Source organism: Caldicoprobacter guelmensis (genome assembly GCF_016908415.1).
GTDB lineage: Bacteria > Bacillota > Clostridia > Caldicoprobacterales > Caldicoprobacteraceae > Caldicoprobacter > Caldicoprobacter guelmensis.
Genome location: NZ_JAFBDW010000005.1, coordinates 1 through 14,510, shown reverse-complemented (window position 1 = coordinate 14,510; position 14,510 = coordinate 1). Strand labels below are relative to the sequence as shown.

Here is a 14,510-nt window from a genome sequence, read left to right as displayed (position 1 = left end):
ATCACCTACTTTCTCATGTGGGGATCAAGCGCGTCTCTCAATCCATCCCCTATTAAGTTAAAAGCTATCATTGTGAGGCATATAAAAGCCGCAGGGAAAAAGAGCAAGTATGGATAGCTTCTGAAGCCTCTATAAGCATCACTTGCAAGAGTACCCAAACTAGCCATAGGCGCACTTACGCCTATTCCAATAAAACTTAAAAAGGCTTCAGTAAAAATCGCTGAAGGTATAGCAAGAGTCACAGTGACAATAATAGGACCAATAGCGTTGGGAATGAGGTGTTTACGTATGATGCGCCAAGCGCTGGCACCTTGGGCTTTGGCAGCCAAAACAAATTCCTGATTCTTGAGGCTTAAAACCTGACCACGCACTATTCGGGCCATATCCACCCAGTAAACCAGTCCCAACACAATATATATAAGTATGAGGTCAGAGCCTACGCCCTTAAATATTCTCAAAAACGTCGTTTCAAAAGCCTGTTCAATCGGCTTTTCCAGTACAACTTGAAACAATATAACATACAACAACAAAGGCACACTGTACAATATATCGACTATTCGCATCATGACATTATCCACACGGCCCCCAATGTATCCTGATATGCCCCCATACAATACCCCTATCGTAAGATTTATAAGGCTGGCAACCAAACCTATACTGAGGGATATCCGCGCGCCATACATCACACGAATAAACAAGTCTCTACCTAAGCTATCAGTCCCAAACGGATGCTGCCAAGAAGGAGCCTGACTTTCGTGGCCGCGTATTTGGTCAGCATAACCATAAGGCCAAAATATAGGAATAAAAATCGCGGATAATATTATTATTGCAATGGTTATCAATCCAATCATCGCCGGTTTATTCTTTTTAAAACGTCGCCAGGCATCCTGCCAGTACGTGAGGCTGGGCCGCACTATTTCGTCGACAATATCTGTTTCCACTTCAATGGGCTTAAATAACGACGGATCTATCAGCGCCTGCATGCTTATATTATCCCTCCTTCGTGCTTGTCAACTTAATTCTAGGATCAATTATGACATAGATAATGTCTACAATGAAATTCATAACCACTAATATAACGCTATAAAATATAGTAGACCCCATAATCATGGTGTAGTCACGGTTTCCAACGCTCTTTACAAAATACTCTCCCATACCAGGTATAGAAAACAGCCTTTCTATAACAAAGCTTCCCGTCAAAAGCCCTGCCGCCAACGGCCCTAAATAAGTAATAACTGGAATTATCGCATTTTTCAAAGCGTGTTTGTATATCACTTTCAGTTCGCTCAAACCTTTAGCCCGTGCTGTCCTTATATAGTCCTGCCTTATAACATCCAACATGCTGGACCTCATCAATCTAGCGATAAAAGACAGCGAATAGCCCGAAAGGGCAATGACAGGCAACACATATTGAATGGGCTTTGTCAAGCTGCCACTACTTACCGGAAAAATCTTAAATACCACTCCAAAGAGGTATATAAGTATAGTAGCCAACACAAAACTGGGTATAGTAACTCCTAAAGTAGCAATAAACATCGTAGTATAATCTTCCCACTTCCCCTGGCGAAGCGCTGAAATAACTCCCATGGGTACTCCAATGAGCACTGTGAATATAATCGATACTATGCCTAGTTTAGCCGTAATCGGAAATCCCCTTGCAATTAGATCATTAACCGTATAGTTGGCTAGCTGAAACGATGGTCCCAGATCCCCCCGCAATATATCTTTCCAATAATCCAAATACTGTTTCCATATTGGGTCATCAAGATGATACTTCTCATTAAGGGCTTTAATAATAGCTTCAGGAAGAGGTTTTTCCCGTGTAAATGGACCGCCTGGTATAGCATGCATTAATAAAAAGGTAATAGTTATTATAAAAAAAAGCGTAAGCGCCATAGAAATCAACCTGTGAATAATGTACCTACCCATCGGCTTTCCTCCCTGACATCTCCTCTTTTATTTCACTTCTTAAATTTACTTAATTAATTATACATGACTTTGTTTATTATATCATTTTTTGCTTGATATAACAACTATTTTTAAACAGGTAATTTCATGAAAGCCGGCTAAATTAGTATTTAAGGCATTTTGGCCAGATATTTAAATAACATATTGTGTATAATAATACAACTAAATTTATAAATAACCAGCTGTACTTATAATTTTTAATTATTCATTTGCAAAATTAATCAGCCCGAGTGCAAACAATATATTTATAATTATTCAAGATTGCTTCTATATTTCACCAAAATAAATTAAATAGGCAACCAGCTTTTCACTATCATGTAGCCGATTGCCTAAAAAACATGCATGAAATGGAGCTTTATACTATCACCTTAACACCGCACCGGTGCTGGCCGACGTGACAAGCCTTGCATATCTTCCCAGGTAGCCGTGTTTTATCTTGGGCTCAGGTGCTTTCCATTTGGCCAGCCGCTCTTTCAGCTCCTGCTCGCTTATCTTTATATCCAACCTGCCTTCGGGAATGTTGATGCTTATGATATCGCCCTCCTGCACCACTGCAATGGGCCCTCCTTCCATGGCCTCGGGAGATATATGTCCTATGGAAGCCCCTCGTGTCGCACCTGAAAAACGTCCATCGGTGAGAAGAGCCACGTCCTTATCAAGCCCCATGCCCGCAATAGCCGATGTAGGCGATAGCATCTCCTTCATGCCAGGACCACCCTTTGGCCCCTCATAGCGGATGACAACCACATCCCCCTTCTTGATCCTGCCACCCAGTATGGCCTCAAAAGCCTCCTCTTCCGAATCAAAAACCCTGGCCGGCCCCTCGTGCACCATCATCTCGGGAGCAACGGCAGACCTTTTCACCACGGCACCCTCAGGCGCAAGGTTACCCCTTAATACCGCTATACCCCCTGTGGGGCTATAGGGATTATCAATCGGCCTTATGACATCGTGATCCAGAACCTGTGCTCCTGCGATGTTTTCACCCACCGTCCTGCCAGTAACGGTTAAAAGCTCGAGATGCAAAAGTCCTCTTTTAGAGAGCTCTTTCATAACAGCCTGAACCCCACCGGCTGCGTACAGGTCTTCAACATGATATGGCCCCGCCGGGCTCAGCCTGCAAAGGTTGGGCGTCCGTTCGCTTATCTTGTTTACGATATCCAAATTAATGTGAACACCTGCTTCATAAGCTATAGCAGTCAGATGAAGCACCGAATTTGTGGAGCAACCCAGTGCCATGTCTACCGCCAGTGCATTTTCAAAAGCCTCAGGCACCAAAATATCCCTTGGACGTATATTATTCCGTACAAGCTCGACAATCTTCATACCCGCCTTTTTGGCCAAACGCACTCTTTCAGCGTACACCGCCGGAATGGTACCGTTGCCCGGTAAGGCCATTCCCAAAACCTCTGCCAAGCAGTTCATTGAGTTTGCCGTAAACATACCAGAGCATGAACCGCAACCCGGACATGCATATTCCTCTATCTCCTTGAGCTCATCAGGCGTCATCTTCCCAGCGGCTACCGCTCCTACCCCTTCAAATACCGAATTTAAATCCAAAACCTTACCTGCCATTTTGCCAGCCAGCATAGGTCCCCCACTTATCACAATGGAGGGAATATTGAGACGAGCACAAGCCATCAACATACCTGGAACGATCTTGTCACAGTTTGGGATGAGCACCAGACCATCGAATCCGTGCGCCATCACCATCGCTTCTATGCTATCGGCTATTAACTCTCTGGATGCAAGGGAATACTTCATGCCCACGTGGTTCATGGCTATCCCATCGCATATCCCAATAACCGGAAATTCTATGGGAGTACCACCGGCCATGCGTATCCCATCCTTGACAGCCTGGGCTATGGTATCCAAGTGCAGATGCCCTGGCACCACCTCACTGTGAGCGTTGACAACGCCTATCAAAGGCCGCTCTAGCTCTTCATCGATATAGCCCATGGCTTTAAACAATGACCTATGCGGCGCTTTTTCTACGCCTTTCTTTACCCTGTCACTTATCATAACGCACTACACTCCTTTTTCGCCTTTGTAGCTTCCTCACGCTTCCAAAGAAGACAAGCTTCCTCTTTTATCAAGGGGGAACTTACACGAATATAGGGATTGTTCCCTAGCAGCCGCGCAGTGACCCCCCTCTCCGGAGGCTTGAGCTCGGGCCGGTCCAACCCTATACCCGATCATGGCTCACACCAGGCTTCTTAAAGCGCCTCGTATCCCACTCTTAAAAGAAGCGAGCTTACCTGGCGATCTTGGTAAGGCCGCAAAAAACAGACTTAAAGGATGCCCTCCTCACCGTAAAAACCGACTGCAAATTTTCTTTACCGGCTATTTATCCTGTTTACATGCATTATGTCTTCCAGCCGTCGTTTTGGCACGTGCAGCACACCGTTTTCATCCTTGTAATACTTTATCGAGCCCTGTTCGTCTTCTACCACCGATTTTTCAGCAGCGTAACCCAAAGCCACAACGCAATCGATGATGTATTTCTCCGGGATTTGTAATATCTCACGCAGCCTATCCCTGTCCACAGAGCCAATCCAACAACAACCTATGCCATACTCCTGTGCACCTAGCAGTATGTTTTCAACGGCAGCCCCAACATCGTGTTTGGCCCAAGCGCTGTCTAATTCACAGTTTATCAGCACCACAATATAAGCCGTGGGCTTTTCCCCTTCCTTGGGCGTTCCATGAGGTTTGAGGTACCCTGCCCACCCCAGCGTACTGAATACCGGCTCCAAAAGAGGCGGGTCTTCCACAATGAGGTATTCCAATGGCTGCTTGTTTGCAGCAGACGGCGCCAACCTGGCTCCATCCACCAGCTCTTTAAGCACCTCTAGCGGGATCCTCTCTTGCTTATACTTTCTGATGGTCCTCCGCGCCCTTATGGCCTCTTTAACTGTCATAATATCGCCTCCACCATTGTAAATTTTAATTCTGTTTTCATTACGCTTACGAGCATTTTAAACACTACTTCACAGCCACCTTGTTTTTCTCCCATACCTTCAAAAAAGGATAGGGATTGATCGCCACCTCTTCCTTCCCTTCATACATCCCAAAGTGAAGATGGGGATCAAATTTTCCCGTGGTGCCTTCCTCTCCATATCCAGAGTCCCCCACATAGCCTATCACCTGCCCCTTTTTTACCCTGCTGCCTTGGCATATGTCTTCATGATAGCAGGACAGGTGGGCATAATAATAGTATATCCCATCCTTGCCCCGTATACCCAGACGCCATCCACCCAGCTCCAGCCACCCCTTCTTCTCGACCACCCCATCGCATACCGACACAACCGGTACACCCTTATCGCACATTATATCAATCCCTTCGTGGGTACGCTCCCCTCCATAAGTACGCGCCTCACCAAACCCATCCTTATAATCGTACTCATAACCCTGAGCTATGGGAAACACCTTCTCTTCATAAACCCGGCGTATGCGTTCCAGTTTGCCAAGCTCCTCTCGCACTTTTCTGTAAAACCCCTTGTCACTCCTGTACGCTTCGAGGAACTGTCCAAGCTGTTGGGGAGCCTCTATCCCTCTCAGATGTATGGCTATTCGTCCCACTCGTTCAGCAGTTATGTCCCCCATCGCAACGCCCTCTGCCTTATCTACAGCGGCTAAATAATACCACGGTACACCTTGTTCCTCACCAATGGTAAAGTACATCTCCAAATGCTCAGGAGCAAAATCTGATATCCTGTAGTAAGAGCCAAAGAGTATACGCTCTATCCAAGATGGTAACCCTATCATCAAAGCAATGAGTATACCCACACAGATAATAGTACATACAAAACGCCGCTTATTTATCGAATACCTTCGCCTGACCCTCGGGGAAGCGTACACCCCTCTTTCCCCCTTACAGCAGATATTAGCCTCTTACACAGAATGGGATATTTCCGCCAGTTTATCACACTACTCCATTATACATACATTCCTACATGTCTACGTCATGGCAGCACAACATTTATTTCTCTTATCCCAAGCATTCATTTTTGCCGTCATTCTCAGCCAACCAGCGACTATAGTAATATTTTTATTCTCATGATATGACAAGTTGACCGGCCATTTTAAAACATGCGAGTTTGATAAAAATTCAAAGCCATATTTTTACAAATTTTGTGCAATAAGGCGCCCCATCTCTCGAGTGCCCACAACAATGGTGCCAGGAGTGGCAATATCCGCCGTCCTGTACCCCTGCTCAAGCACTCTGCTCACTGCATCCTCTATAGCCTGAGCCTCCTGCTCCAGACCAAAGCTATAACGCAGCATCATAGCAGCGCTCATAATGGTGGCTATGGGATTTGCCTTATCCTGGCCGGCAATATCAGGTGCAGAACCGTGAACCGGTTCATATAGCCCCAATTTGCCTTCCCCCAGGCTAGCCGAAGGAAGCATCCCCAAGGACCCTGTAAGCATGGCAGCCTCGTCACTCAGGATATCCCCAAACATGTTGGTGGTGAGTATCACGTCAAACTGGCCGGGGTTTCTTATAAGCTGCATAGCGGCATTGTCAACATACATGTGGTTCAGCTCCACATCTGGATACTGCTGTCCCACCCGCGATACCACCTCACGCCACAGCCTGGAGCTCTCCAGGACGTTGGCCTTATCTACCGAGGTGACCTTGCGGCGCCGACCCCTGGCAATCCTAAACGCCACATGGGCCACCCGCTCAACCTCAAGCGTAGAATAGACAGCGGTATCCCACGCCTTTTCACCATCTGGCACCTTTGCCCTCCCCTTTTCGCCAAAATATAGATCGCCTGTCAATTCACGCACCACAAGTATATCAAGGCCTTCTCCTAGCACTTCTTCTTTCAATGTAGAAGCCGATTTGAGCTGGGGAAATACCTTTGCAGGCCTTAAGTTTGCAAACAGGTTAAGCCCTTTACGTATACCCAAAAGCCCTGCCTCCGGCCTTAAATGTCCGGGTAGGTCATCCCATTTGGGGCCACCCACCGCCCCCAGTAGCACGGCATCGCTTTTTAAGCATACCTCCAGCGTTTCATCAGGAAGCGGCACGCCTACCGTATCCAGCGCCGCTCCCCCCATGAGCACCTCCTGGAACTCAAACCGGTGTCCAAACTTTTGTGCCACAGCCTCAAGCACTACAATTGCCTGCTCGACCACTTCAGGCCCGATGCCATCACCTGGTATCACCGCAATCTTCATCTCTGTGCCCCCATCCTTTCCTTGACGTATTCAACCAGCCCTCCTGCCTTTATGATCTCCTGCATGAACTGCGGAAAAGGCGCAGCTTTGTAGGTTCGCCCAGTACTCAAGTTGGTAATTTCACCGGTTGTCAGGTCCACAGCCACCTGGTCACCATCCTTTATATCCCTAGCAGCCTCAGGGCATTCCATTATGGGCAATCCTATGTTTATGGCGTTGCGATAAAATATGCGCGCAAAGGTCTCGGCTATAATGCAGCTTATACCTGAAGCCTTTATTGCAATAGGGGCATGTTCCCTGGAAGAACCGCATCCGAAATTAGTACCGGCAACTATTATGTCCCCCGGCTGTACCTTGTTCTTGAATTCAGGATCTAAATCTTCCATGCAATGTGCTGCCAGCTCCTTTGGGTCAGCCGTATTTAAATATCGTGCAGGAATGATCACATCGGTATCTACATTGTTTCCATATTTAATCGCTTTTCCCCGTATCATCTCACTACCTCCTCGGGCGAAGAAATCTTCCCTGTAATGGCTGAAGCCGCAGCCACAGCCGGGCTGGCAAGGTAAACCTCGCTCTCCACATGCCCCATCCGTCCCACGAAATTCCTGTTGGTGGTGGCCACTGCCCTCTCTCCCCTTGCCAGTATGCCCATGTGTCCACCCAAACAAGGACCGCAGGTAGGAGTGCTCACTACTGCCCCCGCCTCTATGAAGATCTCTAGAAGCCCTTCTCTCATGGCTTCAAGGTATATCCTCTGGGTTGCAGGGATGATGATTGCACGTACACGGGGATGTACCTTGTGGCCTTTCAGTATTTGAGCCGCCACCCTGAGGTCACTCAGTCGCCCATTTGTACATGACCCAATCACAACTTGGTCTATCGGTATGTCTCCTATCTCATCGAACGTCTTTACATTGGATGGCAAATGAGGGAAGGCCACAGTAAGCGGGATAGAAGACAAGTCTATCTCAAACACCCTTGAATACTTGGCATCCTCATCGGCCTTGTATATTTTAAATTCCTTGGTGGAATGCGCCTTTACATATTCCAGCGTCTTGTCATCCACCTCAAAGATGCCGTTCTTGGCACCAGCCTCTATGGCCATATTGGCAATAGTAAAGCGGTCATCCATCGATAAGTTAGCTACACCCTCACCGGTAAACTCCATGGATTGATAAAGGGCACCATCCACACCGATCATGCCTATGATGTGAAGTATGACGTCTTTCCCGCTCACCCACTTGTTTAAACGGCCTTTAAGCACAAACTTGATGGCTTGGGGCACTTTAAACCATGCCTGGCCGGTGGCCATGGCGGCTGCCATATCGGTACTGCCAACGCCGGTAGAAAATGCGCCTAAAGCTCCGTAAGTGCATGTATGCGAATCGGCACCAATCACCACATCCCCCGGTACTACCAATCCCTTTTCCGGTATCAGCGCATGCTCTACGCCCATCTGGCCCACTTCAAAATAGTTCTCTATTTCCATTTCATGCGCAAACTCGCGGATAATCTTGCACTGCTCAGCCGACTTGATGTCCTTGTTGGGAGTGAAGTGGTCTGGTACCAACGCTACCTTTTTTCTATCAAAAACCCTCGTGGCACCCATTCGTTTAAACTCGCGAATGGCTACAGGAGCGGTAATATCGTTTCCCAGAACCAAGTCCACGTTGGCCATTATAAGCTGCCCTGGTTCAACTTTATCCAGCCCTGTATGTGCAGCCAGTATCTTCTGAGTCATGGTCATTCCCATGTATTCCAGCCCCTTTCTACATTCCCATCTCATTATACAGGAAATATTCGATAGAATCAACCAAAGCATTCCAGCTGGCTTCAATGATGTTAGTGGATACTCCTACAGTACCCCACACCCTTTCTCCATCGGTAGATTCTATATGAACCCTTACCTTGGCCGCAGTGGCCTTTGAGGTGTCAAGCACTCTAACCTTGTAATCGGTGAGGCGCATCTTTTTAAGCTGAGGATAAAAAACCTCCAAAGCCTTACGCAGAGCTTTATCCAAAGCATTTACAGGGCCATCGCCTTCAGCGGCCGTTACCTCTTCAACCCCATCCACTTTTACCTTGATAATGGCCGAAGCGCTGTAATCCCCTTGCCACGGCTCCTCACACAGCACTCGGAAATCTTTTACTTCAAAGAATTTATGGTCCTTACCCAGCGCTCTCCTCACCAATAGCTCAAATGAACTTTCAGCCCCCTCAAACTGGTAACCTTCATGTTCTAGGCGCTTGAGCTCATCTATTATCTGCTGTACTTCAGGCGATGTCTTTGTAACCCATGGTGCTACCTTTTGAATTTTGCCCAGTATTGTACTGCGCCCTGCAACTTCGGACATCAGTATACGCCTCTCATTCCCCACTGATTCAGGCGGAACATGTTCAAAAGAAGCAGGATTTTTGAGAATGGCATCCACATGCATGCCACCCTTATGTGCGAAAGCACAGTTACCTACATAGGGGTCACGCTCATTGGGCGCCATGTTGGCAAGCTCGCTTATATAGCGCGATACACTAGTAAGCTGAGCTATGCTGTGCGGCGGAACACAATAAAAATTTCGCTTGAGCTGCAAATTGGGAATAATTGTACACAGATTGGCATTTCCACATCTCTCACCGTAACCATTAAAAGTACCCTGTACCTGAACAACGCCCTGTTCTACTGCCATAATTGAATTGGCAACTGCCATTCCACCGTCATTGTGGCAGTGTATGCCTATGGGCACTGATGAAAACCTCTCTATTACTGTTTTCGTAATATCTGCGATTTCAGAAGGGAACGACCCACCATTGGTATCGCACAACACAAGCCAGTCAGCTCCGGCCTGTGCAGCCACCTCAAGAGTCTTTAAGGCATACTCCGGATTGGCTTTATAACCATCAAAGAAGTGCTCGGCGTCAAATACGACCTCTTTGCCGTTTTGCTTCATGTAGGCAATGGAGTCATATATCATGTTCAGATTTTCATCTAGAGTGGTTCTAATGACATCGGTGACATGAAAATCCCAGCTTTTACCGAAAATAGCCACCACAGAAGTGCCACTTCGCAAAAGAGCAGCTAGATTTGCATCCTCCTCTGGCTTTATGCCAGCCCTTCGCGTACTGCCAAACGCCACCAACTTGGCATTAGAAAGTTTAAGTTCTTTAACTTTTTCAAAAAATTCAACGTCCTTGGGGTTAGAGCCAGGATTTCCTGCTTCAATATAATCCACACCAAATTCATCCAGTTTTTTCACAATCTTTAGCTTGTCACCTACAGTAAAAGAAATCCCTTCAGCCTGAGCTCCATCTCTCAAAGTAGAATCATAGATAAAGATCTTCTTTTTCCCATTTACATAATTCCCATCTCTCCATCAACTCCTTTATCCCTAAATTTTTGTGACTTTTATTGTACTAACAATTGAACTTTATTGCAACAATAATTTTATATTTCACTTGCTTCATCCATCAGCTTTGCATACTGCATTAAACGGCTGATGTCCGCAAGCGTTAATACACCGTAAAATGTCAGTTTAGCAACTTCTTTCCTCGCCGTTATGCTCATTTTTGTTGTTCTGTTCCATAATCATCTTGTTTATAGCATTTATATATGCTTTAGCGCTAGCTTCTATAATATCGGTGCTAAGCCCTCGGCCAATATATACCTTTCCGTTCTTGCCTATCTTAACAGTAACTTCTCCCAAAGCATCCTTGCCGCTGGTCACCGCTCTAAGGTAATAATCCTTTAACGTGACCTCTATACCAATAGCTCGATCAATAGCTTTAAATGTGGCATCCACTGGCCCATCTCCACACGCCGCCTCCTCAAAAACTTCATTATCCCGCCTAATTTTTACAGTAGAAGTAGCTATTAAATTATTACCACTGGATATGTGGAAGTACTCCAATTCATAGATCTCGGGCACCTTTAATACCTTTTCATTCACAAGGGCTTCTATATCCTTATCCATCACGTATTTCTTCTTATCTGCCAGGTCCTTAAACTTCTCAAAAGCGGCGTTTATCTCATCAGGCGTAAGATTGGTAAAGCCCAGCTCCTTTAGCCTTTCTTCAAAGGCATGGCGTCCCGAGTGCTTGCCCAACACCATTTGGCTCTGCTTTAAGCCAATTGATTCTGGCGTCATAATCTCATAGGTTTGACGGTGGCTAAGCACGCCATGCTGGTGAATCCCTGACTCGTGTGCAAAAGCATTGGCTCCCACAATAGCCTTATTTGGCTGAACATGCACACCCGTCAAATGGCTTACTAAAGTACTGGTACGGTATATCTGCTCGGTCACTATATCGGTATAATGGTCAAAGTAATCACTTCTCGTTTTAATAGCCATGACAATTTCCTCAAGTGCGGCATTGCCGGCTCTTTCACCTAATCCATTGATAGTACACTCCACCTGCTGGGCACCATTTCGGATGGCTGCGAGGGAATTGGCCACTGCCAGCCCCAGGTCATTGTGGCAGTGTACACTCAATACGACTTTATCGATGTTTCGAACGTTTTCCCTGATGCTCCTTATGAGCGCACCAAACTCCTCTGGCATAGCGTAACCCACCGTATCTGGTATGTTGATAACGGTAGCACCGGCATCAATTACGGCTTCAAGCACCTTAAAGAGAAACTCCGGCCGCGTCCTGGTCCCATCCTCAGGTGAAAACTCGACATCTTCGCAAAGGGATTTTGCATAGGACACCATCTCTACAGCCCTTTTCAAGACTTCCTCGGGTTCCATTTTCAGCTTATACTTCATGTGAATGTCTGAGGTGGCAATAAAAGTATGAATGCGTGGCCTTGCAGCGTATTTGATGGCTTCCCATGCCCTGTCTATGTCTTGTTTCACTGCACGGGCCAACGCTACTATGACCGGCCTCCTGACATTTTGCGCTATAGCCTTTACCGCCTCAAAATCGCCTTTTGAGGCAACAGGGAATCCCGCTTCTATTGCATCCACTCCAAGCCGTTCAAGCTGCTTAGCTATCTCCAACTTCTCCTGAACATTCAAACTCACACCCGGCGACTGTTCTCCATCCCTAAGGGTTGTGTCAAATATATATACCTTTTTGGGCACATGCATCCCCCTTTATCATTTATTCTTAATCCACGGCATCATCTTCCTGAGCTCCTTACCCACCTTCTCTATTGGATGTTCCTGTTCCCTCTTTCGCATGGCGTTAAAGTGTGGACGGTTGGCCTGATTTTCAAGTATCCACTTTTTGGCAAAAGTACCGTCCTGTATTTCAGCCAAAATCTTCTTCATCTCTTTGCGCGTCTCCTCGGTTATAATCCTCTTGCCGGTTGTGTAATCCCCAAACTCGGCTGTGTCGCTTATGGAATACCTCATGTAGCTCAGCCCACCCTGATTGATCAGATCCACTATGAGCTTTAGCTCATGCAAGCACTCAAAATATGCGCACTCTGGCTGGTATCCTGCTTCCACTAATGTTTCAAACCCTGCCTTGATGAGTTCCGAAAGGCCACCACACAGTACAACCTGTTCTCCAAACAGGTCGGTCTCGGTCTCTTCCTTAAAGGTGGTCTCCAGCACGCCAGCACGTGTGCCGCCTATCCCTTTGGCATAAGCCAAAGCTAAATCTTTAGCACGTCCGGTATAATCCTGGTGGACCGCCACTAAACAAGGTACCCCTTTGCCTTCCTGATACTGACTGCGCACGGTGTGCCCCGGCCCTTTGGGTGCCACCATGGCTACATCAACATACTCTGGAGGGGTGATCTGGCCAAAATGGATATTAAATCCGTGGGCAAACATGAGCATGTTGCCCTCTTCAAGGTTAGGCTCTATGCTCTCCTTGTACAGCTTTGGCTGCTTCTCATCGGGTATCAAAATCATGATTATATCAGCCTGCTTTGCAGCTTCAGCGGCTTCCATGACCTTAAGCCCTGCCTCTTCAGCCAGCTTCCATGATTTACTGCCTTTGTATAGGCCTACTACCACATCCACTCCGCTGTCCTTAAGGTTGAGTGCATGGGCATGACCCTGGCTACCGTACCCTATTACAGCTACCTTTTTACCGCTTAACAATTCCAAATTGGCATCCTGATCATAATATAGCTTTGCCATCGCTTAATTCCCCCTTCACGTCGTAAATTTTAATTTTAAACTATAAATTTTCGTCTTTGATAAGTTTGTTCCCCCTGTCAACGGCTATGATGCCAGTACGAACCATCTCTTTTATACCGAAATCCTTGAGCATCTCCTGTAGGGCATTGACCTTTTTCTCGTCTCCGGTTATCTCGATGATCATGGAATCCTTGCTTATATCCACCACTTGAGCCCTGAATACGTTGACTATCTGAATTATTTCGTTTCTGGTTCCAGAGTTTGCCTGCACCTTTATCAAAGCAAGCTCCCTGGTTACCGAATCTTCTGCTATGTCAGCCACCTTTATGACATCGATCAACTTGTTGAGCTGCTTTGCTACCTGCTCAATCACCTTTTCATCCCCATCCACCACTATGGTCATTCTCGAGATGCTGGGATCCTCAGTTACGCCTACCGCTAAACTTTCGATGTTGAATCCCCTGCGGCTGAAAAGCCCTGCCACCTTTGATAGAACACCCGGCTGATTGGCTACCAATACCCCGAGTATGTGTTTCAACTTTATACCTCCTTCCCTTGATAGTATGCTCTCGAAAAATCTAAGGGCTTTATTTTAGCGTGTTTGCAGATAATGTATAACAAAAAAACCTTTCGCCCTGAAGGGACGAAAGGTTCTCTTTCGTGGTACCACCCTACTTTGCTTGTACCTCACGGTACAAAGCCTCACCAGGTTCTAACAAACCCTGGCCTGTAACGGGACCACCCGTAAAGCCCTACTGAAGGCTACTTTACAAGGCACACCCTTATATAGCAACCCCTTTCAGGCTTTCTCCTCGGGAGCGAGCATACAACCTATCCGCCTACCGGTTCACACCGTCCACCGGTTCTCTGAAGACGGCTGCAACAGGTCTTGTATCTCCGTCATCGGATTTTAACCAATAATGCTATAGCTATAAAATTACATATTATGTCTGCCAATAATAAGGCTTCCGTTTACCCAAACACCATTATCGTACATTGAAAAAAATCGTTTATTATTTAACAATCACTCATAATTACAACAATGCCCGACAACAGAAGCTGCTTCCCTCAGAAGAAGCCTGCCGCCGGGTTTACGGTGAATTTAAAGGATATTTTATCAGGTGATTGAAGTTTTGTCAATATCTTTTTTGCAACCCCAAAAGACAAAAAGCCTGGCTTACAAACCAGGCTTTTTAATTGGAGCTCCGGCGACGACCTACTCTCCCAGAGGGTCTCCCCTCTAGTACCATCGGCGCTGAA

13 protein-coding genes and 1 other annotated feature are annotated in these 14,510 nt (G+C 46.6%); all 13 genes read right to left on the bottom strand.

Features of this window, described 5'->3' with window-relative positions; all coding sequences use genetic code 11:
- Nucleotides 1-5 precede the first annotated feature (5 nt).
- Entirely contained in the window at nucleotides 6-983 is a 978-nt protein-coding gene (locus JOD02_RS07870) for an ABC transporter permease (protein ID WP_204488530.1), read from the bottom strand.
- Nucleotides 984-990: 7 nt separating this feature from the next.
- Nucleotides 991-1,929 carry an ABC transporter permease gene (locus tag JOD02_RS07865; RefSeq protein WP_204488528.1) on the bottom strand — a complete coding sequence of 313 codons (939 nt, stop codon included), beginning with the start codon at nucleotides 1,927-1,929 and terminating at the stop codon, nucleotides 991-993.
- Nucleotides 1,930-2,331: 402 nt separating this feature from the next.
- Nucleotides 2,332-3,990 carry a dihydroxy-acid dehydratase gene (gene ilvD / locus JOD02_RS07860; RefSeq protein ID WP_204488527.1) on the bottom strand — a complete coding sequence of 553 codons (1,659 nt, stop codon included), beginning with the start codon at nucleotides 3,988-3,990 and terminating at the stop codon, nucleotides 2,332-2,334.
- A 314-nt stretch (nucleotides 3,991-4,304) separates the two neighbouring features.
- Nucleotides 4,305-4,889 (bottom strand): nitroreductase family protein, encoded by a 585-nt coding sequence (locus tag JOD02_RS07855; protein WP_204488526.1) that lies wholly within the window; start codon nucleotides 4,887-4,889, stop codon nucleotides 4,305-4,307.
- 64 nt (nucleotides 4,890-4,953) lie between these two features.
- Entirely contained in the window at nucleotides 4,954-5,829 is an 876-nt protein-coding gene (locus JOD02_RS07850) for a M23 family metallopeptidase (RefSeq protein ID WP_341534563.1), read from the bottom strand.
- A gap of 264 nt (nucleotides 5,830-6,093) precedes the next feature.
- Nucleotides 6,094-7,158 (bottom strand): 3-isopropylmalate dehydrogenase, encoded by a 1,065-nt coding sequence (gene leuB / locus JOD02_RS07845; RefSeq protein ID WP_204488525.1) that lies wholly within the window; start codon nucleotides 7,156-7,158, stop codon nucleotides 6,094-6,096.
- The gene (leuD, locus tag JOD02_RS07840) at nucleotides 7,155-7,652 is read right to left on the bottom strand and encodes a 3-isopropylmalate dehydratase small subunit (protein WP_204488524.1); all 498 of its coding nucleotides are present in this window, start codon (nucleotides 7,650-7,652) and stop codon (nucleotides 7,155-7,157) included. Before leuD ends, leuB begins: the two co-directional genes overlap by 4 nt.
- Nucleotides 7,649-8,914, bottom strand: coding sequence for a 3-isopropylmalate dehydratase large subunit (leuC, locus tag JOD02_RS07835; protein ID WP_204488523.1), 1,266 nt, complete (start codon nucleotides 8,912-8,914; stop codon nucleotides 7,649-7,651). Before leuC ends, leuD begins: the two co-directional genes overlap by 4 nt.
- A 16-nt stretch (nucleotides 8,915-8,930) precedes the next feature.
- A complete protein-coding gene (gene cimA / locus JOD02_RS07830) occupies nucleotides 8,931-10,493 on the bottom strand; it encodes a citramalate synthase (RefSeq protein WP_204488932.1) in 1,563 nt (520 codons plus the stop codon).
- A gap of 195 nt (nucleotides 10,494-10,688) precedes the next feature.
- Complete coding sequence (locus tag JOD02_RS07825) at nucleotides 10,689-12,239, bottom strand: 2-isopropylmalate synthase (RefSeq protein ID WP_204488522.1); 1,551 nt, start codon at nucleotides 12,237-12,239, stop codon at nucleotides 10,689-10,691.
- Between the two features lie 15 nt (nucleotides 12,240-12,254).
- A complete protein-coding gene (gene ilvC, locus JOD02_RS07820; protein ID WP_204488520.1) occupies nucleotides 12,255-13,250 on the bottom strand; it encodes a ketol-acid reductoisomerase in 996 nt (331 codons plus the stop codon).
- Between the two features lie 40 nt (nucleotides 13,251-13,290).
- Nucleotides 13,291-13,788: an acetolactate synthase small subunit gene (gene ilvN / locus JOD02_RS07815; protein WP_204488518.1), complete on the bottom strand. Its 498-nt coding sequence runs from the start codon at nucleotides 13,786-13,788 to the stop codon at nucleotides 13,291-13,293.
- A gap of 98 nt (nucleotides 13,789-13,886) precedes the next feature.
- Nucleotides 13,887-14,163: a binding site (T-box leader), on the bottom strand.
- Between the two features lie 155 nt (nucleotides 14,164-14,318).
- On the bottom strand, nucleotides 14,319-14,510 hold a 192-nt coding region (locus tag JOD02_RS07810), incomplete at its 5' end, for a hypothetical protein (protein ID WP_204488516.1).